Consider the following 24,735-nt stretch of genomic DNA (forward strand, 5'->3'; position numbering starts at 1 on the left):
GATTTAGAGGTGAATTTATGTTATACTTAAATAAAATTTGATATAAATTGCAGGGGAACTAATTATAGTTGAGAAGGATAAAACCTGACCCTTAGAACCTGTCAGTTAATACTGTCGTAGGGAGCAAAGCACTGTGATTAAGATAAGATAAAGATGCTTTAATCTGTACGATTGAAGCATCTTTTTTAAATTTAATATTAATTAATCAGATTTTCAGTTTAAAGTAGGAAAATTTGAAACAGAAAACTTAATAAGTAACACGTAACTTTTATGTGAATTTAGAAAAGCATAAAAAGGGGTGCACCACCGCGGGTGTATCTACTTTTTATGCTTTTTTATTTAAAATTTAATAAATAAAAATTAGGAGGAATGGAAAATGAATGCAAGTGTAGCAATTCAGGTATTACCAAATGTGGAAGGAGAAGAAACTATTCGTATTGTGGATGAAGTCATAGCCTATATTAGAAGCACAGGATTGAGCATGTTTGTAGGCCCTTTTGAGACAACCATTGAAGGTGATTATGATGAACTGATGGATATTGTAAAGAGGTGTCAGATTATCTGTATAGAGCAGAATGCTCCAAGTGTTATGTCTTACGTCAAAATAAATTATAATCCACAGGGTGTATGGACAATTGATAAGAAAACAAAAAAGCATCATTTAGAAACGAAATAAAAAGGAGGATAACTAATGAAAAAATCAATATTTAAAAAACAGGTATTTACTGCATTGTTAGCAAGTATGGGGTACGTTTTAAGTACCTTCGTATCTTTTCCAAGAATGGCCCCATTCCAACATTTTATTAATGTTATAGCAGCAGTTTTTTTAGGGCCATTCTGGGGCTTTGCCTGTGCCTTAATGACAGGACTTATGAGAATGATATTGAATGGTAATACTATTTTAGCAGTTATTGGTGCTGTTGTAGGCGCATTTTTATCAGGATTACTGTATAGAATGTCTAAGAAATTAATTTGGGCAGTTGTTGGAGAAGTTATTGGAACTGGAATTATAAGTGCAATTATTGCTTATCCATTTATGAGAACATTTTATGGTTTGCCAGATACTTCTGTATTTACATATATTCCGTTTTTTGTTCCATCTTCTTTAATGGGTGCAGTGTTGGGTTATATATTATTAAAGATATTAGATAAGGCAAAGTTGCTTCAGTATTTGAAATCTACTGTGAATAGTTAAAGGTTAAATAGAAGATAGGAGGGAAATAATGTTTGAACCAATATTTAAAAATGTGTTTGAAAGTAAGCCTATTGTTCATTGCATAACTAACTTTGTTACTGTAAATGACTGTGCAAATATTATACTTGCTGGAGGAGGTTCTCCTACCATGGCACACCATAAGGATGAGGTGGAAGAGATTACCAAAAAAAGTCAGAGCCTTGTACTTAATATGGGGAATGTGCATGAGGTGGATTCTATGATTTTAGCTGGAAAAAGGAGCAATACATTGGAACATCCTGTAATCATAGATCCAGTAGGAATAGGAGCTTCAAAGCTAAGAAATGAAACATTTTTCAAGCTATCTCAAAGTATACAGTTTTCTGTTATTAGAGGGAATATATCAGAAATCAAGAGAATAGCAAATGAAAAAGGTGTAATAAATGGAAATAGCATGACAAAAGGAGTGGATGCTGATGAAATAGATAAGGTTACAGAGGATAGTCTTGAAGAAACAGTAGAAGTGACAAAGAGATTGAGTAAAGTAATGCAGAGTGTTATTGTTATTTCTGGTGCTATAGATATTGTAGCATATAAAGAAAAAGCATATGTAATTCGTAATGGTCATCCAATCATGGCACAAATAACAGGAACAGGTTGTATGTCTACAGCATTAATAGGGGCTTTTTGCGGGGGAAATCCAAATAATATATTTGAAGCCACATTAGCTGCAGTAGCAACTATGGGTGTTAGTGGGGATATAGCTTTTGAAAAGATGAAAAGATTTGAAGGTGGTACTATGATGTTTCGTATGTTTTTAATTGACAATATAAGCAATATGACTTTGGGAATTATAAATAAAGGAATGAATATTGAGGAAATATAGATATGCTATTTTTGATATGGATGGTACCCTTATTGATTCTATGCCTGCATGGAGGAATCTTGGATGCGATTATCTTAAAGGAAAAGGAATTAAAGTTCCAGAAAATTTAAATGAAGTCATAAGTGCAATGTCTATGACAGAATCAGCTAGTTTTTTCAAAAAAGAGTTCGGAATCAGAGATTCTTCAAAGCAGATTATTTCTGATATTAATGAGTTAATAAAAGATGAGTATAAGTATAAAATACCGCTAAAACCATATGTGAAAGAATACCTTTCAAACTTGCAAAGAAATAAGGTGATTATGTGTGTGGTTACAGCTACACCAGTAGAACTGGCAGAGGTAGTTTTAAAGCGCTTGGAGGTATTATCCTATTTCTCTTTTGTTATATGTTGTGATGAAGTTGGTGTTGGAAAAAGTAAACCGGATATCTACTATCTTGCTATAAAGAAAATGGGAGCAAATATAGCAGATACTATGGTTTATGAAGATGCCGACTATGCAATGAGAACAGCAAAAAATACAGGTTTTTATACTATTGGAATATATGATGAATCTACACGTAAATCAAAAGAAGAAATGCAGTTACTTTGTGATAAATATGTATGCTCTTTTCAATGCTTGTTGAAAAATAAAACTTCCTAAGAATTTTATAACTTAGGAAGTTTTATTTTTGGAATAGATTGCATGTCCAAATTTAAGAGATATATTACTAATGATAATTCTTTACAAATGTATATAAGTGTTTAAGATACCCATGATATACCAAAGCTCTTTTCTCCTGTATGTACACTTATTACAGGGGATAGTTCTTCAATTGTAACTATATTTTCAGGATAGATTTCTAATACTTTTTCTTTTAATTTTAAGGCATAATCGTAACCATTTGCATGTGCTATAATGATTTTTGAATTTGAAGATAACTTTGCATTTGTAATCAATTCAATTAAATTAGTATATACTTTATTCATAGTTCTTACTTTGTTTTTTAATAATATTTCACCTTTTTCAAAATATAGAATTGGCTTTAAATTTATTAAATTTCCAAAGGATGAAGCGCATAGTGATATTCTCCCAGTTCGATGTAAATGCTTTAAATCATCTACAACTAAATATATTTTTGAATTTGATTTTATATAGTCAAGATTTTTAATGATATTTTCAATAGAACTTCCCGTTTTTATTAATTCTAAAGTTTTAATTATCATCTGTTTTTGAATAGTTGATGTAAAGGTAGAATCAAAAACAATTATTTTGTCATCTGAAATTTGATTTTTAACTAACACTCCTGTTTGAAAAGTACCACTTAATTTAGAGCTAATTGTAATATATATAATGTAATCATACTGTTCTACTAGTTCCTCAAAAAGTTTAAAAACATCTCCAACAGCTGGTTGAGAAGTAGTTGGAAGATCTAAGGCTTGATTCATTTTAAAACAAAATTCACTTGGAGTTATATCTATTCCATCTCTAAAAGATTTACCATCAATTATTAGATGCAGAGGTAATGAATATAAATTTGTATTATTTTTAAGTAGTTCATTATCAATTACAGCAGTACTATCAGTAACAACAGCTATTTTATTCATCTAGTTCACCTCGTAAAATGTAGTTTGCGTTACAAATGATACACTTGTAACATTTATATATTTATCATATAATACTGTAAAGTATGAAGTCAATGAAATAAAATAAATGATACATATAAGGAGAAAGGTTACAGATGAGTGAAAGTAAAGAAAAAATTAATCCTATAACTTTAAGGTCAAAAAAATGGATTGTAAACTCATTAATTGAACTAATGGATAAAAAACCCTATAGTAAGATTACTTTAAAAGAAATTTCAGAGAATGCAGATTTAACTAGACAGACACTTTATAGAAATTTTTCTACAAAGGAAGCTATATTAGAATATTATGTTGATGGATTTTACAATGATTTTATAAAAATAATTTCAGCTAAAAATAATATAACATTATATGATTTGCTTATTACATATTTTCAATATTGGTATAAAAATAGAGAATTTGTAAAGAAGCTGATAGACAATAATGTATATTCAACATTACTCCATTTACATTTAAAATATATAAGTTCTATGGCAACAAATGAAAAATTTGAAAAATTAACTTTTATATCAAATGATGATTATTTTAATCATTTTTCGGCAGGAGGATTATGGTTTGCACTAAAAAAGTGGATTGAGGATGGTACAGAAAAAACTCCAGAAGAAATGACAAATGTTATTTTAAACTTCTATCATGTGAAAGGTTTAAATGTAGGAAATATAAAGAATGAAATACAAAATCCATGAAATAAACAGATTTTTTAAAAAAGGAAATACTGCTATAATGAGAACGATACCTAAAATATATAAGAAAATTAAAAGCCGTTGATACTCTAAAATAAGTATTAATGGTTTTTATTTTTTATATAGATTATTGAATAATTTTCTTGAATAGAAAAATGGAAAGTATTATAATAATTGTTATCATACGAACGATAAGAATACGAATAATATCTATAATAATAATTCGTATATGGAGGGTTAAAATGAAAAAGACTTTATTTTGTTTAATTACAGCAGTATTTTTAAGTGGTTGTAGTTCAAATGTCAGTACAAGTGTAAATAATAATGTACAAGCAACCAAAAATACTCAACAAAGCACTAATGCTCAATACATAATGGCAGGGAAGATTCAAGCAAATGAAGAAGCAAACATAGGCTCAAAAATTTCAGCCAGGGTTTCTGAAATAACAGTTGATGTTGGTTCAAAAGTTAATCAAGGAGATACTATTATTAAACTAGATACACGAGATTTGCAGGCTCAGGTAGATCAAGCTGAAGCAGCAGTAAATACTGCCAAGGCAAATTTAGCTAACGCCACTAACGGCACACGTCCTGAACAAATAGCACAGGCTCAAGCTAGTTTAGATAGTGCATCTAAGAGTTACGAAGTTACCAAAAAGAATTATGATCGTACTAAAACTCTAGTTGATGCTGGAGTAGAAGCTAAGCAGCAGTTAGATTTAGCTGAGCAGCAGCTTGCAGCTGCTCAGGCACAATATAAAAATACTCAAGAACAGTTAAATATGTTAAAAAATGGTCCAACACAGTCTAGTATAGGTGTTTATCAAGCTCAGGTAAATCAAGCTGAAGCAGCTTTGAAAGTATCACAGGCAGCATTGAGTAATGCTACTATTACAGCTCCTATTTCTGGAGTAGTAATTGCTAAAAATATTAATGTAGGAGAAATGGCTTTTACAAGTGCTGCACTATTATCTATAGTTAATTCTAGTAGACTATGTGTAAATGCCTATGCACCTTTAGAGATTGTAAATCAGCTAAAGGAAGGACAAGATGTAATTGTTAAAGTATCTGAGATACCAGATAAACAGTTTAAAGGAAAAATAACTGTCATAAACTCAAAACTAAATTCACAAAGCAGAAATGTTTTAGTTAAGGTAGCTTTATCAGATCCAAATTCCATGTTAAAATCTGGTATGTTTGCAGAAGTTGGCTTAAAGAAATAAGGAGAGAAGGTGCTTTTGATATGAAAGAAAAGCGTAAAGTATTAATAATTGGAATATTAGTGGCAATTGTAGTAGCTTTATCTGGTATAGGATTTTACTATTGGTATGAAAACACTTATTATGTTTCTACTGACGATGCTAGAGTTAGTGCAGATTTAGTTAGCGTGACTCCGCAAATTACAGGAAAGCTATTAGAAATTAATGTGGAAGAAGGGGATACAGTTGTAAAAAATCAAATTTTAGCTTGTCAGGAAATGAATAATCTTCCAGATACAAGTGTAGAGCAATCTTTAATGAGATCACCTATTAATGGTATAATAATTAAGAAGCAAGGTACTATAGGTGAAGTTTGGTCATTAGGTCAAACTTTATTTACATTGATAGACCCAAATAAACTTTATATAACTGCAAATATAGAAGAAACAAAGCTGGGAAAGGTGAGAGTTGGACAAGCAGTGGACATTACTATAGATGAATTTAGCTCTCAAAAGTTTACAGGTAAAGTTAAATCTGTAGGTGAAGCAGCAAATTCAGCTTTATCTCTTCTTCCATCATCAACTAGCGGTACCTTTACAAAGGTAGTTCAGAGAATACCAATAAAAATTGAACTTAATAAGTTTAATAATAAAATACTTCCAGGAACAAATGCTGTTGTTAAGATTCACGTTAAATAATGAGGTGATTTATGATGGAAGAGAATAAGAATGATATAGCAAGTGCTTGGTTAGCCTTATGTGTAGTTATAATAGGTACATTTATGTCTATACTAGATAGTAGTATAGTTAATATTGCTCTTCCTAAGATGATGGCTGTCTTTGGTGTATCATTAGATGATGCAAAGTGGATATTAACCTCTTATACGTTAGCGCTAGGTGCTATAATACCATTAACAGGATATTTGCAAGATATTTTTGGGGCTAAGAGAATATATATATTTGCATTAGCAATGTTCACACTAGGTTCATTATTATGTGGATTCTCATGGAATAATACATCTATGATAATTTTTCGTGTAATCCAAGCCATTGGTGGAGGAATGATAATGCCTGTTGGAATGTCCATAATATATCAGGTGTTTCCTAGAGAAAAAATAGGTTTAGCTCTTGGATTTTGGGGAATAGCAGCTATGGCAGCACCTGCCATAGGGCCAACTCTAGGGGGATATATGATTGAGAAGATGGATTGGAGACTTATTTTTAATGTTAATGTTCCAATAGGTATTGTAGGGGTAATACTAGCAGGTATTTTATTAAAAGGGACAAAAGAAAAGGTAGTTAAATCTTTTGATATAATAGGATTTTTGTCTTCAACAGTTGGTATAGTAAGTGTATTATATGTTCTTGGAGAAGGATCTTCAATTGATTGGGGAAAGGTAGAAAATCCAATAATATTGACCCTTGGTTGTTTAAGCCTTATACTGTTTGTAATAAATGAACTTACCCATCCAGAGCCTTTATTAGACTTGCGTATTTTCAAATTATTTGACTTTAGTATAAGTCAAATTATAACTTGTGTTTTAACATTTGCCTTAATGGGTGGGGTTTATGTACTTCCATTATTTTTACAAAATGTAAGAGGATATACAGCTATGGAAGCTGGATTGATTATGCTGCCAGGGGCGCTTGTAATGGGAGTTATGATGCCAATAAGCGGTAATCTTTTTGAGAAGGTTGGAGTAAAAACAGTTGTTATACCTGGACTCATAATACTAGCTATAAGTTCTTATGAACTGGCGGCTGCTTTAAATATGAATTCTAGCAGAGAAACTATAATACTTATTAATTGCATGAGATCTATAGGAATAGGGCTTAGTTCCATGCCAATCAGTACTACAGGAATGAATGTTGTCCCAAAGCACTTGATTGGAAAGGCATCAGCTATTTCTAATACTATAAGGCAAATAGCAGGTTCATTAAGTGTAGTTGTAATGTCTACAATAATGCAGTGGAAGACTAATTATAACTACTTGAAACTGTCAGAGCAAATAAATGTTTATAATGGAACAGCTAATAATACTATAAGTATGTTAACAAAGTCATATGTGCATGCAGGTTTTCCACAAGGGACGGCTAAGGGAATGGCTATATCTCAGCTAGTTAAAATGGTTCAAGGTCAAGCTACTTTGGATGCTATGGGGTATTCAGTTAGTGTAACTGCTGTTATAGTTCTAGCAGCAATAATTCTAACTTTATTTATGAAAAATAAAAAACAAGGTAAGGAAGGTGAAATAAATGACTCTAAGGGGGGAGTCGTCATTTCTGAATGATGAATTAGTGTCAAAACAATCAAATGAAATAATTGAAATAATGAGAAATATTCAAAGGGTTATTAGATGTAAATTTGGGAAAATTGCAAAACAATATGGATTTACAGCGCAGCAGCTTTGTGTTATATTTTATCTGCATCATATACCTTCTATAACTCTTAACGAATTAAGTGAGCATATGATGTTAGCCAAAAGTACAGTTTCAGGTATAGTAGATCGTTTAACTAAGCAAGGGGTTGTGATTAGAGAAATACCTGAAGATAATCGTAGAATTGTGAAACTATCGCTTTCTGAAGAGTTTAAAAAAAATAATGATATTTGCAACATGAAAAAGGCATATATATCTGATTTAATATCTAATGGAATAAAGAATATGGATCCATTAGAAGTTGAAAAAATTATCTATGGATTAAAGCAATTTAGTTTATTATTAAATGATGATGACGAAGAAAATAAGAAGTTTTAAGTGTTTATAAGAAAGATAAGTGAACTGTTATTAAAAAATTTAGATAATATTGAAATAGTCAAGTAGGGTACTGCTAAATAAAAGTAGTACCTTTTTATTTTTAGGGTATACTAAAGATTATTATAGTATATAAGGAAGTGTGATAATATGTCGGATGAGAATATACATAAATATGAAAATAGACTGGTAAATGAGAAATCCCCATATTTACTTCAGCATGCCCATAATCCAGTAGATTGGTATCCTTGGAGTGAAGAGGCTTTTGCAAAAGCAAAAGAAGAAAATAAACCTATATTTTTAAGTATAGGATATTCTACATGTCATTGGTGCCATGTTATGGAGAGAGAGTCTTTTGAGGATGAGGAAGTAGGAAAAAAATTAAATGAAGGATTTGTTTCTATAAAAGTAGATAGAGAAGAAAGACCAGATGTGGATAGTATTTATATGACCTTTTGCCAGGCTACTACAGGCAGTGGTGGATGGCCTTTAACTATTATAATGACTCCTGATAAAAAGCCTTTTTTTGCAGGTACATATTTTCCTAAGAAAAATAGTTTTGGAAGACCAGGATTGCTGCACATTCTAGATGCTATTTCTGAAGAGTGGAGGGACAATAAGGATAAGCTAATCAATTCTTCTGAGAGACTTATGGAAGATATAAATAATTATATAGTAGGGGACAAAAGCGAAGAATTAGAAGAAGAAGTGATAGAAAGAGCTTATGAAAATTTAAATGAAATTTATGATCCAGTATATGGAGGATTCTATACGCAACCTAAATTTCCTACTCCACATAAACTTATGTTTCTTCTAAGATTTTATAAAGTATATAATAATAAAAGAGCTTTAGAAATGGTGGAAAATACTTTGCACCAAATGTATAAGGGAGGAATATTTGATCATATAGGTTTTGGATTTTCAAGATATTCTACAGATAAAAAGTGGTTTTTACCACATTTTGAAAAAATGTTATATGATAATGCTCTTTTAACTTTAGTTTATGCTGAAACTTATCAAGTTACAAAAGACAGTTTTTATAAAGAGATTGGAGAAAAAATATTAAATTATATATTAAGAGATATGACATCACCAAAGGGAGGCTTTTATTCTGCTGAAGATGCAGATTCAGAAGGTGAAGAAGGAAAGTTTTATTTATGGGATTTAGAGGAAATATATGAAGTATTAGGAGAGGAACAGGGAAAGATTTTTTCATCTACTTATGGTATAAGTAAACAGGGAAATTTTGAAGGAAAAAATATACCTAATTTAATAGGAAAAGATTTAAAGAAAATAGATGAAAATTCGAAAAAAGAATTAGATAGCTATAGGGATAAACTGTTTAAATATAGAGAAAAGAGAATACATCCTTTTAAAGATGATAAAATACTTACCTCTTGGAATAGTTTAGCCATTGTAGCTTTTGCATATGCAGGAAGAGCTTTTAACAATGATGAATATACTAAAGCAGGGGAAAAAGCATTAAAGTTTGTTTTAGATAATCTTTTGCGAGAAGATGGAAGGCTGCTTGCTAGATATAGAGAAGGAGAAGGTGCTCATTTAGCATATTTAGATGATTATGCATTTTTAATATGGGCTCTTATAGAACTTTATGAATCTACTTTTAATGTACAGTATTTGGATAAGGCTATTTATTTTAATAAAGAAATGGTAAGACTTTTTTGGGATGAAACTTCAGCAGGATTTTTTTTGTATGGAAAAGATGGAGAACAGCTTATATATAAACCAAAAGAAAGTTATGATAGTGCCATACCTTCAGGGAATTCTGTAGCTGTTTACAATATGCTCAGACTTTCTAGAATTACTGGAGATATAGAATTAGGCGAAATGGCTTCTAATACATTCAATAATTTTGGAGGAAATATAAAAAATAATTTGGAGTCTCATGGATTTTTGCTAACTGCATTTATGTATAGTATAAAAGAAAATACACAAATAGTAATAGCTGGTGATCCTCAGGATAATATTACCAGGGAAATGTTAAAAGAACTAAATGATAGATTTTTACCTTTTACTAATATACTATTAAACAGTGATGGAAATAACCTAAATAAGCTTGTGCCTTTCGTAGAACATGAAGGGAAAATAAACGAAAAAACTACTGCTTATTTATGTGAAAATTTTTCTTGTAATAAACCAGTAGATAATATTATGGATTTTGTAGAGTTATTGGACAGATGATTTTTTAGATTATATAGGGAGAGTATAGAGTCCTAGGATTCTACAATTTACAATTGACAGTGGACAGTTAAGGATAATTTTTCTCCATTAGCATTACGAAAAATTTTTAATTTAAGCTTTTCTATAGTGTTAGCTGAGGAAGAGCATCCATAACTGTCAATTGTTCTCTGTCAACTGTCAACTAAAAAAGTGCATAGCGCTTTTTTACAGTAGTTTAATCAAAATTGGTGCTAAAAAGGAAGTAATAAGTCCAGCAATACCAATAGCTAGCCCACTCATAGCTCCTTCTGTTTCGCCCATTTCTATAGCTTTTGTAGTACCTATAGCATGAGAAGCAGTTCCTATGGAAATTCCTATGGCAATTTTATCTGTAATTTTAAACACTTTACACACAAGGGGGGAGATAACTGCTCCCATAATACCAGTTATAATAATTGCAGCTACTGTAATAGCAGGAACACCACCTATAACTTTAGAAACTTCTATACCTATAGGAGTGGTTATAGATTTAGGCACTAAAGAAAGTGTCAATTCACTGGTCAGACCAAATAGCTTAGAAATATAGAATATACTAATTATAGCAGTAATAGATCCAATAGTTACACCAAGTGTTATAGGTATGGCATATTCTTTTATGGTTTCTAATTTATTATATAATGGAACAGCAAGTACTACTGTTGCAGGTCCTAGAAAAAAAGAGATAAGCTTTCCACCTTTATTAAATGAATCTAAACTTATATTGCTGGAAATAAGAATAATAACTATCAAGGTTATACATATTAATAGTGGATTTAATAGGGGAAGTTTTGTCTTTTTGTATGTATACAGTCCTATTTCAAAACAGAAAATAGATAGTAATATCCCAAACATAGGTGAATTTATAATATCATTCATTTTTTCCTACTCTCCTTACATATAGTTGAATTGTCCATCCTGTAACAGCAATTATTATTACTGTAGATATAAGACATACAGATAAAAAGGCTATCCATTTTCCAGATAAAATAGGCATACAGGATATAATACCTACTCCGGCAGGTATAAAGAAAAATGCCAAATGATCAAGCAAAAATTTACTAACATGATCTATCATATTTACCTTAATTATACCTGTAAATAGACATAAGAATAATATTAACATACCTATTACATTGCCTGGTATGTTTAGCTTAAAAAAACTGTGTATAGATTCTCCTAATAGGCATACAATTAATATAATGCCCAATTGTCTTAATGTTTTCAAAAAAACACCTCTTTCTCTTTAGTATTTTTAAAAACGCCAATATTCATTGTAGTACTTTTTGTAGAAAAATGCCACAATAGAATAGAAGTTTAAATTTTTAAAAAATTATTTTCAATATTTAATAATATATGTATAATTTAATTGAAGAAGTGTGACGGAGGGTTATATGAACAAAATAATACATAAGATAATAGAGCCATATAAAGGATTGCCAAAAGAAATATATATAATTTTTATATCTAGAATAGTAAATAGTTTGGGAAGTTTTGTTTATCCATTATTAACTCTTATACTTACTCAAAAGATTGGAATATCTGTAAGCAAAACAGGAATTTTTATGACTTGTATATCTTTACTTTCTGCACCAGGTATGCTAATTGGGGGAAAGCTTGTAGATAGTTTTGGAAGAAAAAAAACCATATTAATTTTTCAGAGTTTAGCTTTAATTGTATTTATAATATGTGGTTTTTTAAAACCCTCTATGAAAATGGCATATACACTTATGATGGCGCCTATATTTTATTCATTTTGTATGCCAGCACAAGATTCTATTGTTGCGGATTTGACTACACCCAATAATAGAAATGAGGCATTTTCTCTATTATATATGGGACATAATTTAGGCTTTTCAATAGGACCTGTAATAGGCGGACTTTTATATAAAAATCATTTATCTTTTGTGTTTTGGGGAGATGCTTTTACAACAATCATATCTTTAACTCTTATTTTGTTTTTTATTGAAGAAACCTCAAATTTAAAAATAAACAAAAAAGAAGAGTGGACTCTGGAAAAAGAAGAAAAAGGATCTGTTTTTAAAATATTATATGAAAGAATAATATTAATATATTTTGCTTTAATATTATTTGTATATCAATTTGCTTATTCACAATGGGCATTTTTACTTCCATTACAATTAAGTAATATATTTGGCCAAGAAGGAGGAAAATATTTTGGATTTTTAGCAGGATTCAATGGATTTATAATTATATGCTCAACTTCATTAATTTCTGGATGGACTAGAAAGATGAATTGTTTTAAGTCTATATCATTTGGAGGTATATTATATTCTATATCTTTTTTAGTTTTTGCAGTTTTTAAAAGCACAGTATATTTTTTCATTTCTATAGCTATAATGACTATAGGGGAAGTTATAGTAGCCATAAATACCCCAGTGGTTATATCCAACAATAGCCCTGCTTCTCATAGAGGAAGAATAAATGGAGTATTACCTACTATTTATGGAGCAGGATGGGCTGTAGGACCTATAATTATGGGGAAATTTTCATCTCGCTATGGTATAGAAAAAAGTTGGATAACGATTTTTGCAGCTATTTTAATTGCATCTATGTTTATGAGATTGTTAGCAAAGGTTAATAGAGGAAAAATTACTAATTCATATTGACAAAAGCGAGAGGATAATAATATAATTGACTTTGAAATTAAAAGTAAATTCTATGAAAAGGAGAGTACTTTTTATTTATTCTTTAAGCGAACAGGGAGTGGTGGAAGCCTGGAAGAGAATAAAAAGGAAGAGAACCTTGGAGAAGCTTATTCAAAATTCTATACTTAAGAAAAGTAGAATAAGACGCTAACCCCGTTAAGGTTTTGAGTGGACTTTGTCAATTAGAGTGGTACCGCGGAATATTTACCCGTCTCTTTTATTTAAGAGAGGGGTTTTTTATATTATATAAAAACAAAATTTATTATTTTTTATTTATAATTTATTATTTAAAATTTAGGAGGTTTAAAATGGATTATAAAAAGTTAGTAGCAGAAAGAATAGCTGAAAAAATAGAATTGCCTTTAGAAAAAATTGAAGAGCTAATAGAAATACCACCAAAGGCTGAAATGGGAGATTATGCTTTTCCATGTTTCCAACTAGCAAAAACTTTAAGAAAAGCACCTAATATGATAGCAGTTGATCTTAAAGAAAGTATTAATAAAGAAGGATTTGAAAAGATAGAAAACTTAGGGCCTTATTTAAACTTTTTCGTAGATAAAGCTGTATTTACAAAAGAAACTATAGAGAAAATAATTAGCGAAGGAGAAAAATATGGTTTTTCAGAAATAGGGGAAGGCAAAAATGTAGCTATAGAATATTCATCACCAAACATAGCTAAGCCTTTCCATGTAGGACATTTATTTAGTACATCTATAGGAAATTCACTTTATAAAATAATATCTTCACAAGGTTATAATTGTGTAAGATTAAATCATCTTGGAGATTGGGGAACTCAGTTTGGTAAGCTAATCTCTGCCTATAAAAGATGGGTTGATGAAGAAGCATTAGAAAAAGAACCAATAAAAGAGCTTTTAAGAATTTATGTTAAATTCCATGATGAAGCTGAAAAAGATCCTTCATTAGAACAAGAAGGAAGAATGCATTTTAAGAAGTTAGAAGAAGGATCAGAAGAGGAAGTAAAACTTTGGAAGAGATTTAGAGATTTAAGTTTAAAGGAATTCCAAAAAGTATATGATATATTAAATGTAGAATTCGATTCTTATGCAGGAGAAAGCTTCTATGGAGATAAAATGGATGCAGTAGTAGAAGAAATAGATAAAAAAGGATTGCTTACTGAAAGTAATGGAGCAAAGGTTGTAATGCTTGATGAATACAATATGCCTCCATGTATAATCAAAAAATCTGATGGAGCAACTATATATGCTACTCGTGATTTAGCAGCAGCTATTTATAGAAAGAATACTTATGATTTCTATAAGAGCATATATGTAGTGGGTCTTGAACAATCTCTTCATTTTAAACAAGTATTTACTACATTAAAACTTATGGGACATGAATGGGCTGAAGATTGTAAACATGTAGGTTTTGGTCTTGTAAGATTTTCGGATAGAAAGTTATCAACAAGAAGGGGAGAAGTAATTTTCCTTGAAGATTTATTAAATGAATCTATTGAAAAGACTATGGAAGTAATTAACGAGAAGAATCCTAATTTAGAAAATAAAGAGGAAGTAGCTAAGAAGATAGGTATAGGCGCTGTAATATTTACTTATTTAAAGAACAACAGAGAAAGAGATATAGTATTTAGTTGGAATGAGATGTTAAGTTTTGATGGAGAAACAGGTCCATATGTACAATACAGTTATGCAAGAGGAAAGAGTGTATTAAGAAGAGTGGGAACTGTTACTGGTGAAGTGGACTATAGCAAATTAAGCTCCAAAGAAGAATTTGAATTAGTAAAAACTTTAGAAGGCTTTAATAACGCTATATTATACTCCATAGATAAATTGGAACCATCAGTAGTTACAAGATATGTTATAGATGTAGCTAAAAACTTTAATAAATTCTACAATCAATGCAGTATAATAAATGCAGAGGACGAAGAAACAAGAAAAGCAAGATTGAAGCTTGTAGAAGGAACTTGTCAAGTATTGAAGAATGGATTAAATCTACTAGGCATAGAAGTAGTAGAAAAAATGTAAATTTATACTCAATGCAGAATGGAAGTATAACTTTTATTCTGCATTTTTATTATGAAATTTTTTAAATACATTGCATTGAGTATTTTATTAGTCTACATATTGTTGTATAATTATAATCGTTCGTACAGTATAGGGGTTGGAGGATAGAGATGATTATAAGAGAAAATGTACAAAAGGTATCCATACCTATAAATATTTTTAAAAAATATAAAATGGATTCAATAGCTTATTTTGATATAGAAACTACAGGATTTAAAAAAGAGGAAGATAAAATAATCCTCATATCTTTAGGTTGGTATTTAGATCAGGAAAATCTTAATATAAAACAGTATTATGCAGAAAATTTAGAGGATGAAAGAGAATTACTTAAAGCATTTGGTAAGGATATAGAAGAATTTATAACTTGGTGTTCATACAATGGACTAGCCTTTGATGAACCTTTTATCAAATTTAGATTTCAAAAAAATAAATTAGAATATGGCGTTCCTAGTGAACATATAGATTTATATAGACTTATTAGACCTTATTATAAACAATTAGGTATAGATAGATGTAATTTAAAAACTGTAGAAAAATTTATAGGTATACAAAGAAAAGATACTATTGATGGAGGATTAAGTGTAGAATTATATAATAAATATCTTCAAACATCGAGTAATGAATTAAAAGAAAAAATTATGTTACACAATTATGAAGATGTATTAAATCTTCCTAAAATATTTAATTTAATATATAGGGTAGATAATAATGAGGAAATTATAAGAGAAGATGCTATAACAGAGAAGCAAATAAGATACTTAAATTTTTTAATGAAAAAAAACAATATAAAAATTGATAAGGAATTTAAAAAAATTTCCAAAAAAGCCGCATCTAGGATAATAGATGGAATATTAAAAGGTGCTTTAGATAATGAAAAATTAGAAAATATAATTAAAAATAGTTATTAAAATAAAATTTTACACTTGTCCTAAATAAAATGGTATAATTTAATTAGGAGGTGTTTAATTATGCTAATTAAGGATATAATGGAATCAAATTTAATAACTGTAAAGTCAGAAGACACACTAAAAAAAGCTTTAGACATTATGAATGAGAATAAAATTAATGGAACACCAGTAATAGATGAATCTGGTTGCTTAGCTGGGATGATAGTAAAGGCAGACATCTATAGGTTTTTAATTGAAGAAGGCCATTATGATACATGCCCTGTAGATTGGGTTATGACTAAACAAGTTGTAACAGGGAGATTAGAAGAGAATTTAATAGAAACAGCTAAAAAATTAAGAGAAAATGATATCATTGCTATGCCTATAATAGATGATGAAAACAACGTTAAGGGCATTATTACCGTAGAAGATATAATAGATTATTTTATAAAAAAGGTTGAATAATAGGATAAGATAGTATTATAATTTAACATGTTAAAGTGAAAAATAGAGTAAATTAGTTAAATATTAAAGCTAATTTACTCTTATTTTTTAATTTAGCCTCTTATGACGAACAATTTTTGTTTTAAATATTATAATATATGTTATAATATGAACGTAGAGATAAAAATTTAAAATAATATACGTTAATTGATGGAGATTATATAAAGGAGGCAATATATGTTTAAACAGTGGAATGGATTTAAAAAAGGAAATTGGAATGAGGTTATAGATGTAAGGGATTTTATTCAAAATAATTATACTCCTTATTATGGAGATGATAATTTTTTACAAGATATAAGCCCAAAAACTAAGGATGTATGGGAAGTAAGTAGAGAGCTTATTTTAGAGGAACTAAAAAAGGGCATATTAGATGTAGATACTGAAACAATATCAGGTATTGACAGTTACAAACCTGGATATATAAAAAAGAGTAGTGAAGTTATAGTAGGGCTTCAAACAGATGCTCCACTAAAAAGGATAGTTAATCCTTTTGGTGGAATTAGAATGGTAAAACAAGCTTTAGATGAGTATGGTTATGAGTTTAACCCTAAGATGGATGAAATATTTAATAAATATAGAAAAACTCATAATGAAGGTGTTTTTGATGCGTACACTGAAGAAACTAGAAGAGCTAGAACTGCTGGTGTGTTAACTGGACTTCCAGATGCTTATGGCAGAGGAAGAATAATAGGAGATTATAGAAGAATAGCTCTTTATGGAATAGATTTTTTAATTGAAGAAAAGAAAAAAGATTTAAGTAAAATAAAAGGTGTTATGCTAGAAGAAAACATCAGATTAAGAGAAGAAGTTAGTGAGCAAATAAAGGCTTTAGGAAAAATAAAAAAAATGGCTGAAAGTTATGGTATAGACATATCAAAACCAGCTGAAAATGCTAGAGAAGCGGTACAATTCATATACTTTGGATATTTAGCAGGAGTAAAAGAAAATAATGGCGCAGCTATGTCATTAGGAAGGACAAGTACTTTTATAGATATATATGTTCAAAGAGATTTAATGAATAATGTAATTACAGAAGAGGAAGCACAGGAGATAATAGATCAATTTATAATTAAATTAAGAATGGTAAGACATTTAAGAACTCCTGAATATAATGAATTGTTTGCAGGAGATCCAACTTGGGTAACAGAATCTATTGGAGGAGTGGGACAAGATGGAAGACCATTGGTTACAAAAACATCTTTTAGATTTTTACACACATTGATAAATTTAGATCCAGCACCAGAACCAAATATGACTGTACTATGGTCAGAAACACTTCCTGAAAACTTTAAAAAGTTTTGTGCTAAGATGTCTATACTTACAGATTCTATACAGTATGAAAATGATGATATAATGAAACCTATTTATGGAGATGATTATGGTATAGCTTGTTGTGTATCAGCTATGAAAATGGGAAAACAGATGCAGTTCTTTGGAGCAAGATGTAATATAGCCAAAGCACTATTGTTAGCTATAAATGGTGGAATAGATGAGAAGAAGGGAATACTTATAGTACCAGGTATAGAAAAAATAGAGGATCAGGTATTAGATTATGATAAAGTAATGAAAAACTATCATAAAGCACTTGAATACCTAGCAGAGCTTTATGTAAATACAATGAATACTATCCATTATATGCACGATAAATATGCCTATGAAGCTTCACAAATGGCATTGCATGATACAGAAGTAGGAAGACTTATGGCTTTTGGTATTGCTGGACTTTCAGTAGCAATAGATTCTTTAAGTGCTATAAAATATGCTAAAGTAAAACCTATAAGAAAAGATGGAATTGCAGTTGACTTTATAGTAGAAGGGGACTTCCCTAAGTATGGAAATGATGATGATAGGGTAGATTTAATTGGAGTTGAGTTAGTTAAGAAATTCTCTGAAGAATTAAAGAAAAATCCAGCTTATAGAAATGCAAAGCATACTCTATCAGTGCTTACTATAACTTCAAATGTAATGTATGGAAAGAAAACTGGTTCCACACCTGATGGAAGAAAATTAGGAGAGCCATTAGCACCGGGAGCTAACCCTATGCATGGAAGAGATATTTTAGGAGCACTTGCTTCGTTAAACTCAGTAGCTAAAATTCCTTATTGCTATTGTGAAGATGGAGTATCTAATACATTCTCTATAGTACCTAATGCATTGGGAATGGAAATAGAAGAAAGAATAGATAATTTAGTAAGTATAATGGATGGATATTTCTCACAAGGTGCTCATCATTTAAATGTAAATGTATTAAACAGAGAAACACTAATAGATGCTATGGAAAACCCAGAAAAGTATCCAACCCTAACTATAAGAGTTTCAGGTTATGCAGTTAACTTTAATAGACTTTCAAGAAATCAACAGGAAGAGGTAATAAGGAGAACATTCCATGAAAGAATGTAATGGAAGAATTCATTCTATTGAAACTATGGGATTAGTTGATGGACCAGGGATAAGAACAGTAGTGTTTTTTCAGGGATGTAAATTAAGATGTGTTTATTGTCATAATCCTGATACTTGGAATATAGAAGGGGGATTTTATATATCCCCTAAAGAATTAGTAAATAAGATATTAAAATATAAGCCTTATTTTCAAAGATCTAATGGAGGAGTTACTTTTTCTGGAGGAGAGTGTTTACTACAAGGAGAATTTTTATTAGAAACACTAAAACTTTGCAAGGAAAATGACATCCATACAGCCATTGATACATCAGGATGTGGTAATGGAGATTATGAAGACATACTAAAATATACAGATCTTGTTATATTAGATGTAAAACATGTGGATTTACAAGAATACAAAAATATAACTGGGCAAAGTATGGATGAGTTTAATGAATTTTTGAAAGCGTTAAATGAAAGTAAAAGCACTGTGTGGATAAGACATGTAGTTGTACCTGGAATTACTGATAATGAAGAGGAAATACTAAAGTTACAAGAATTTATAAAAGGAATAGATAGGGTAGAAAAGGTTCAGCTTCTTCCTTATCATACTTTAGGGGTCCATAAATATGAAAAGCTAAATATGGAATATAGATTAAAGAATGTACAGGATATGGACAAAGAAAAATTAGATAAATTACAATTTATTATAGAATGTAATAAAGGAAACATCTCAATATAAATTTGGGATGTTTCTTTTTTGCATAAAAATAAAAAGGGTGAATTTTATAATAGCCTTAAAAGTGTTTTAAAACGCTCTTAAGGCTATTTAAGTATTAGATAAATTTATTTTTGAGATGAATCTTTTTTATAGCTTGAACAATGTGAGGAACAACTTCCACAATCACATTTCCCCGTAGCTTTATTTTTTATATTTTTATATAAAATATATACAGCAGATATAACAATAACTGAAGTTATTACTATTTGTAGTGTCATTTAATCACCATCCTAAAAAATTAAATTTCCTATATTGAAAACTAAAAATGATATAATCCAAGCTAATGTAAATTGATAAAATACTGAAAACATAGCCATTTTATGTCCATATTCCTTTTTCATAGCAGCAATTACAGATACACAAGGAGTATATAAGAGTACAAATACTAAAAAGCTATAGGAAGATAAAACTGTAAAATGATTTGGCAAAACTTCTGCTAAATTTCCTCCATAAATAACTCCCATAGAACCTACAATTACTTCTTTAGCCATAAGTCCTGTTAATATAGATACTGAATTTTGCCAAGAAGCAAATCCTAAAGGTTTAAATATTGGATTAATAGCCCTCCCTATATAAGATAAAAAACTATTATTTATATCTGTCATTCCAGTTAGATTAAAGTTTGATAATATCCAAATTATAACAGATATTGAGAATATAATAGTACCAGCTTTCTTTAAGAATCCTTTTCCTTTATCCCAGGTATGCAAAAGTAAGTTTTTTAACTCAGGCATTTTATATTCAGGAAGTTCTATTATAAATGGTTCTTCATCTTTTTTAAATATAGTATTTTTAAATAAAAGTCCTATAATAAAAGCCAAAAGTATTCCAGTCAAATATAAGGAAAAAACTATTAAAGTTTCTTTTCCAGGGAAAAATACTGAAGCAAATAGGGCATATACTGGAAGTCTAGCATTACAAGACATAAGTGGTACAAGTAAAGCAGTAAGTTTTCTATCCTTTTCACTTTCTAAGGTTCTTGCACTCATTATTCCAGGAACTGAACATCCAAAACCTACAACAAGAGGTATAAATGCTTTTCCGGACAATCCCATTTTCCTCATAATCTTGTCCATTATAAATGCGGCTCTTGCCATATATCCACTGTCTTCTAAGAAAGAAATACCTAAAAATAATGCAAGTATTACAGGTAAAAAAACTATAACAGAACCTACACCACCAATGATTCCATCAATTAATAAAGATTTAAACCATGGGCTGGTAGAAGATGATAAATAAGTATCCAAAAAAGGTATAAATTTATCATTTAAAGTAGTATCGAAAATATCAGCTAAAGGTTGTCCTACCCAACTAAATGTAAATTGAAATATTAAAAATAGTATTCCTAAGAAAATAGGGTAAGCTAATATTCTATTAAGAACTACATTATCAATCTTTTCAGTTGTAGAAGTTTTTTTATCATTTGTATAAGTTACAGAGTTTTTAACCGTTTTTTCTATGAATTTATAAGATTCTTCTTCATTGAGAAAATGATATTCATTATCAACACTTGAGCTTAAAAAATTACCACTTAAAAGTAGTTCATTTAATTTATCTATTCCTAGGCCTTTTGCGGCTGAAATTGGAAGCACCAATACATTTAAATCTTTACTCAGAGATTCATAATTTATTTTTATTCCTTTGTTTTCCAATATATCAACCATATTTAATAAAAGTATTATAGGTTTATTAAATTCTTTAAGTTGAAGGGTTAAATATAGATTTCTTTCCAAATTTGAAGCATCCACAATATTTAAGATTACATCTACATTACCATTTTTTAAAAAATCTTTTGATACTTTTTCTTCATTTGAATAGGTATCCATTGCGTATATACCAGGAAGGTCTACTATTTTTACCTGGTCATGGATAAAACCTTCTTTTTTTTCAACTGTAACTCCAGCCCAGTTTCCTACATATTGATTAGATCCGGTTAGAGCATTAAATAAAGAAGTTTTACCTACATTTGGATTACCCAATAGTGCAGCAGTTATCATATATTTCCTCCAATTTTTCTGTAGTTTCTATGAAAATATTCTTTGCATCATTTTTTCTTATGGCTAAATCAAAGCCTCTTAAATTTATTATAATAGGATCTCCAAAAGGAGCAACTTTTTTTACAGAAACCTCTGTGCCTTTTATGCATCCCAAAGCCAAAAGTCTCTTTGCTAATTTTTCATCTCCACATATATCCTTAACATAAGCCTTTTCACCTAGTTTTAAATCGTATATACTCATAATATCACTCCTTATTTGAAAACTATTATCATTATCAATTAAAATATATCATTTTTATCTACTTATGTCAATACTGAATGATATGATTTTATGTCGAATTATAGAGAACTGCTTAATATATTTTGCTCCACGATTTAACAATTGCAATGGTATATAAAGGGGTAAGGAGGTGGATATAAATCACATATTTTATATATGTAGATTTTATGCAATAAAAAACAGCATATATATTCAAGGATATATATGCTGTTTTTTATTAATGTTATATGTTAGAAGGGGGAGCGAATAGGGGTATACTTATCTAATGTTTTGGATTGCTTTCATAATAATTAGAGATTTCATTAATAATTTCTTTTGCTATTGGAGTGGTTATTTGTGTAGCATAATAATTTTTAGGATCAGGTTCATCTATAGATATTAGAATTGTAAATTGTGTTTCATTACTATCTTTAAGTGATGCCATTCCAACAAAGTTAGATATATATTTTCCGTTTTCATATTTACCATTTATTAATTTTTGAGAAGTTCCTGTTTTACTTCCTATGTTATATCCATTTATATGAGTTTTTGTAACTCCATTTTTAGAGATAACTTCTTCAAGGTTGCGTTTTATCATATCAGTTGTAGCCTTATTAAGTATTTGTTTTTTTCCATAATCATCAAATTTTTTATAGATATCTTTTTTACCATCTTCCTCTTTAACAATTTCTTTCATAACATGAGGTCTAATCCATGTGCCACCATTTGCAATAGAGTTAAAGGCAGTTAGATATTGTATTGGCGTGGAAGTATTCATTTGACCCAAAGATATAATAGCTAAATCTAAATTAGTTAAGTCTTTTGTGTTTTTTATAAATCCTGGTTGTTCACTTGGAAGATCAATACCAGTTTTTTTGCCAAAACCAAAGGTTTCAATATATTTATTTAAATTTTTTGTACCTAAAGTTTTACCTAAGTCAGCAAAGCCTATATTGCAGGAATTTGATAATACATCATGAAAATTTTGTTTTCCATGTCCATCTCGTTTCCAACAAGTTACTATTCTATGTCCAATTTCTAATTGACCATTACACACAACTTCATAACTATTTGGATCTATTACTTTTTCATTTAATGCAGCTGTAGCTATAATGACTTTAAATATAGAGCCAGGTGCATAACTATAATTTATAATGCTATTTTCAAACTTTTCTGTTTTGCTGTCATTGTTTAATGAAGGGGTACGTTTATCCACCATAGATAAAATTTCTCCATTATTGGGATTCATAACTAAGATATTAACTGCTTTAGCTTTATTATCTTTTACAGCTTTTTCTGCTGCTTTCTCACAGAAATTTTGAATATTATTGTCTAAAGTTAAAACTACATCATTAACTGCTGTACTTTTAGATTGAGATAAATATTTATCATATTGAAGTTTAACTCCATTAATTATATTTTTATCTGTTAAATTTTCACCATTCCTATCAAGTATACTACCATATTCTTTTGTAGCTATTTTTTTATCTGTTCCTTTAGTAGCTAACACTGGACTATTTTTAGGATTAGTTAATGTTACAAGTGACAATATAATTAAAACAATTATAGATATTATAGGCCATTTATATGAGTTTTTGTTAAATAAAGAAATCATACTAATTCTCCTTTTTACTTCAGATTTATTATTTACAATACAATTGTATCCATAAAAATATTTAGTTTTTTTGTGATTTTCTATTAATTTTAGAATTGTATACCCATAATTTATATATTCACTAGAATTTATATGAGACAAAGCAAAGGCATCGCAGGCTAACTCTTTATCTCCACGCATTATATAAAATGAGTACCACAAAATAGGATTAAACCAATGAAGTGTTTGTAATATACTTACTACACAGTTAATTGGTATATCTTTACGCTTAACATGAGAAATTTCATGAAGAATGACGTAACGTAATTCTTTATAATCAATTTGTTGTTTAATATTTGTAGGCAATAGTAGTTTTGGGTTTTTAATTCCAAAAACTGCTGGTGATTTAACTAAATCTGTATTTAAAATTTCTATATTACAATTTAATCCTACTTTTAATTTACATTCGTCTAAGAGCTTTAAAATCTCCTTATCCTTGCATTTTAACTCATTTGAAAGCTTCAATCTAAATTTAATATTTACTGATATTATGTATACTCCAAGTATTACTACTCCAATTATCCATAAAAGGGCTGTTAAATCAAAATACACTTGGTTATTATAAAATTTCATATCTGGAACTTTATAATGCATATAATTTGTATTATGATTTTTTAATATTTCTTTGTTATATTTATCTAAATTATTTGTTTCTACTACTTCATTTTTTGGAATATCATAGACATAGTCATTAGGCTGTTTAATATTTTTACTATCAACTTTATTATTTATCAGCTTATCATTAGATAAATCTATTTTCCTTAATTGGGTTTCTGATGTTTTATTTTTTAATAGCTTGCTTTCAGCTATATGAAAAATATTAAAAATGCTTATTGAACTCTGTGGTGCATATGGAATTATAAGTCTTATTAACAATAGAAACCAAACACAATAATTTAAGCGTACCCCTAACTTTTCCTTGAATATAAATTTAATAATCAGTATAGTACATGCTAATATACTACTAATAATTGTTGAGTAAAGTATCCATTTGAAGATAGATAAAAGATATATCATAATATCACCAT

At 29.3% G+C, this 24,735-nt stretch carries 23 protein-coding genes, 1 riboswitch and 1 other annotated feature; of the genes, 16 read left to right on the top strand and 7 right to left on the bottom strand.

What is annotated here, in order from left to right; all coding sequences use genetic code 11:
* Positions 1 to 41: 41 nt before the first annotated feature.
* Positions 42 to 140, top strand: a riboswitch (TPP riboswitch).
* 236 nt (positions 141 to 376) lie between these two features.
* Genes T514_RS0101550 through T514_RS0101565 form a run of 4 tightly spaced genes read left to right on the top strand, consistent with a single transcriptional unit; the run spans position 377 to position 2,703 of the window.
* Complete coding sequence (locus T514_RS0101550) at positions 377 to 676, top strand: thiamine-binding protein (RefSeq protein ID WP_027623157.1); 300 nt, start codon at positions 377 to 379, stop codon at positions 674 to 676.
* Positions 677 to 691: 15 nt separating this feature from the next.
* The gene (gene thiW / locus T514_RS0101555) at positions 692 to 1,195 is read left to right on the top strand and encodes an energy coupling factor transporter S component ThiW (protein WP_027623158.1); all 504 of its coding nucleotides are present in this window, start codon (positions 692 to 694) and stop codon (positions 1,193 to 1,195) included.
* A 28-nt stretch (positions 1,196 to 1,223) separates the two neighbouring features.
* Complete coding sequence (gene thiM / locus T514_RS0101560; RefSeq protein ID WP_027623159.1) at positions 1,224 to 2,060, top strand: hydroxyethylthiazole kinase; 837 nt, start codon at positions 1,224 to 1,226, stop codon at positions 2,058 to 2,060.
* On the top strand, positions 2,047 to 2,703 hold the full coding sequence (locus tag T514_RS0101565) for an HAD family hydrolase (protein ID WP_027623160.1): 657 nt from the start codon (positions 2,047 to 2,049) through the stop codon (positions 2,701 to 2,703). The genes thiM and T514_RS0101565 overlap by 14 nt, the downstream gene beginning before the upstream one ends.
* Positions 2,704 to 2,804: 101 nt before the next feature.
* Here the strand turns inward: T514_RS0101565 and T514_RS0101570 are convergent, their stop codons facing one another.
* Positions 2,805 to 3,647, bottom strand: a complete 843-nt coding sequence (locus tag T514_RS0101570) for a DegV family protein (protein ID WP_027623161.1) — start codon at positions 3,645 to 3,647, stop codon at positions 2,805 to 2,807.
* Positions 3,648 to 3,781: 134 nt separating this feature from the next.
* Here T514_RS0101570 and T514_RS0101575 point away from each other — a divergent pair, with 134 nt between their 5' ends.
* The 6 genes from T514_RS0101575 (at position 3,782) to T514_RS0101600 (ending at position 10,523) form a co-directional block, all read left to right on the top strand.
* A complete protein-coding gene (locus tag T514_RS0101575; RefSeq protein ID WP_027623162.1) occupies positions 3,782 to 4,372 on the top strand; it encodes a TetR/AcrR family transcriptional regulator in 591 nt (196 codons plus the stop codon).
* Positions 4,373 to 4,611: 239 nt separating this feature from the next.
* Positions 4,612 to 5,592 carry an RND family efflux transporter gene (locus T514_RS0101580; protein WP_027623163.1) on the top strand — a complete coding sequence of 327 codons (981 nt, stop codon included), beginning with the start codon at positions 4,612 to 4,614 and terminating at the stop codon, positions 5,590 to 5,592.
* Positions 5,593 to 5,612: 20 nt separating this feature from the next.
* Positions 5,613 to 6,266 carry an HlyD family secretion protein gene (locus T514_RS0101585; protein WP_027623164.1) on the top strand — a complete coding sequence of 218 codons (654 nt, stop codon included), beginning with the start codon at positions 5,613 to 5,615 and terminating at the stop codon, positions 6,264 to 6,266.
* Positions 6,267 to 6,280: 14 nt separating this feature from the next.
* The gene (locus T514_RS0101590; protein ID WP_027623165.1) at positions 6,281 to 7,858 is read left to right on the top strand and encodes a DHA2 family efflux MFS transporter permease subunit; all 1,578 of its coding nucleotides are present in this window, start codon (positions 6,281 to 6,283) and stop codon (positions 7,856 to 7,858) included.
* Positions 7,824 to 8,324, top strand: a complete 501-nt coding sequence (locus tag T514_RS0101595; RefSeq protein ID WP_027623166.1) for a MarR family winged helix-turn-helix transcriptional regulator — start codon at positions 7,824 to 7,826, stop codon at positions 8,322 to 8,324. The genes T514_RS0101590 and T514_RS0101595 overlap by 35 nt, the downstream gene beginning before the upstream one ends.
* 147 nt (positions 8,325 to 8,471) lie before the next feature.
* Positions 8,472 to 10,523, top strand: coding sequence for a thioredoxin domain-containing protein (locus T514_RS0101600; protein WP_027623167.1), 2,052 nt, complete (start codon positions 8,472 to 8,474; stop codon positions 10,521 to 10,523).
* A gap of 204 nt (positions 10,524 to 10,727) precedes the next feature.
* Here the strand turns inward: T514_RS0101600 and T514_RS0101605 are convergent, their stop codons facing one another.
* Together T514_RS0101605 and T514_RS0101610 are read right to left on the bottom strand one after the other, a co-directional pair.
* The gene (locus T514_RS0101605; protein ID WP_027623168.1) at positions 10,728 to 11,417 is read right to left on the bottom strand and encodes an LrgB family protein; all 690 of its coding nucleotides are present in this window, start codon (positions 11,415 to 11,417) and stop codon (positions 10,728 to 10,730) included.
* On the bottom strand, positions 11,410 to 11,766 hold the full coding sequence (locus tag T514_RS0101610) for a CidA/LrgA family protein (RefSeq protein ID WP_027623169.1): 357 nt from the start codon (positions 11,764 to 11,766) through the stop codon (positions 11,410 to 11,412). Before T514_RS0101610 ends, T514_RS0101605 begins: the two co-directional genes overlap by 8 nt.
* A gap of 166 nt (positions 11,767 to 11,932) precedes the next feature.
* On the opposite strand from T514_RS0101610, the gene T514_RS0101615 reads away from it, so the two are divergent.
* From T514_RS0101615 to pflA, 6 genes are all read left to right on the top strand, one after another.
* Complete coding sequence (locus T514_RS0101615) at positions 11,933 to 13,168, top strand: MFS transporter (RefSeq protein ID WP_027623170.1); 1,236 nt, start codon at positions 11,933 to 11,935, stop codon at positions 13,166 to 13,168.
* 43 nt (positions 13,169 to 13,211) lie between these two features.
* Positions 13,212 to 13,426, top strand: a binding site (T-box leader).
* Positions 13,427 to 13,515: 89 nt separating this feature from the next.
* Complete coding sequence (argS, locus tag T514_RS0101625) at positions 13,516 to 15,207, top strand: arginine--tRNA ligase (RefSeq protein WP_027623171.1); 1,692 nt, start codon at positions 13,516 to 13,518, stop codon at positions 15,205 to 15,207.
* A gap of 149 nt (positions 15,208 to 15,356) precedes the next feature.
* Positions 15,357 to 16,154, top strand: coding sequence for a ribonuclease H-like domain-containing protein (locus T514_RS0101630; RefSeq protein WP_027623172.1), 798 nt, complete (start codon positions 15,357 to 15,359; stop codon positions 16,152 to 16,154).
* Positions 16,155 to 16,214: 60 nt separating this feature from the next.
* Complete coding sequence (locus T514_RS0101635) at positions 16,215 to 16,598, top strand: CBS domain-containing protein (RefSeq protein ID WP_027623173.1); 384 nt, start codon at positions 16,215 to 16,217, stop codon at positions 16,596 to 16,598.
* Positions 16,599 to 16,814: 216 nt separating this feature from the next.
* The gene (gene pflB, locus T514_RS0101640) at positions 16,815 to 19,037 is read left to right on the top strand and encodes a formate C-acetyltransferase (RefSeq protein ID WP_027623174.1); all 2,223 of its coding nucleotides are present in this window, start codon (positions 16,815 to 16,817) and stop codon (positions 19,035 to 19,037) included.
* Positions 19,024 to 19,758 carry a pyruvate formate-lyase-activating protein gene (pflA, locus tag T514_RS0101645; RefSeq protein WP_027623175.1) on the top strand — a complete coding sequence of 245 codons (735 nt, stop codon included), beginning with the start codon at positions 19,024 to 19,026 and terminating at the stop codon, positions 19,756 to 19,758. Before pflB ends, pflA begins: the two co-directional genes overlap by 14 nt.
* A 104-nt stretch (positions 19,759 to 19,862) precedes the next feature.
* Here pflA and T514_RS26010 read toward each other — a convergent pair whose 3' ends face one another.
* From T514_RS26010 to T514_RS25510, 4 genes are all read right to left on the bottom strand, one after another.
* Positions 19,863 to 20,015 (bottom strand): FeoB-associated Cys-rich membrane protein, encoded by a 153-nt coding sequence (locus T514_RS26010; RefSeq protein ID WP_084284219.1) that lies wholly within the window; start codon positions 20,013 to 20,015, stop codon positions 19,863 to 19,865.
* Between the two features lie 12 nt (positions 20,016 to 20,027).
* Positions 20,028 to 21,794, bottom strand: a complete 1,767-nt coding sequence (gene feoB, locus T514_RS0101655) for a ferrous iron transport protein B (RefSeq protein ID WP_027623176.1) — start codon at positions 21,792 to 21,794, stop codon at positions 20,028 to 20,030.
* Positions 21,769 to 22,035, bottom strand: coding sequence for a FeoA family protein (locus T514_RS23675; RefSeq protein WP_051541702.1), 267 nt, complete (start codon positions 22,033 to 22,035; stop codon positions 21,769 to 21,771). Before T514_RS23675 ends, feoB begins: the two co-directional genes overlap by 26 nt.
* Positions 22,036 to 22,336: 301 nt before the next feature.
* Positions 22,337 to 24,724: a M56 family metallopeptidase gene (locus T514_RS25510; protein WP_084284222.1), complete on the bottom strand. Its 2,388-nt coding sequence runs from the start codon at positions 24,722 to 24,724 to the stop codon at positions 22,337 to 22,339.
* Positions 24,725 to 24,735: the final 11 nt, after the last annotated feature.

The organism is Clostridium lundense DSM 17049 (assembly GCF_000619945.1).
Taxonomy (GTDB): domain Bacteria; phylum Bacillota; class Clostridia; order Clostridiales; family Clostridiaceae; genus Clostridium_AO; species Clostridium_AO lundense.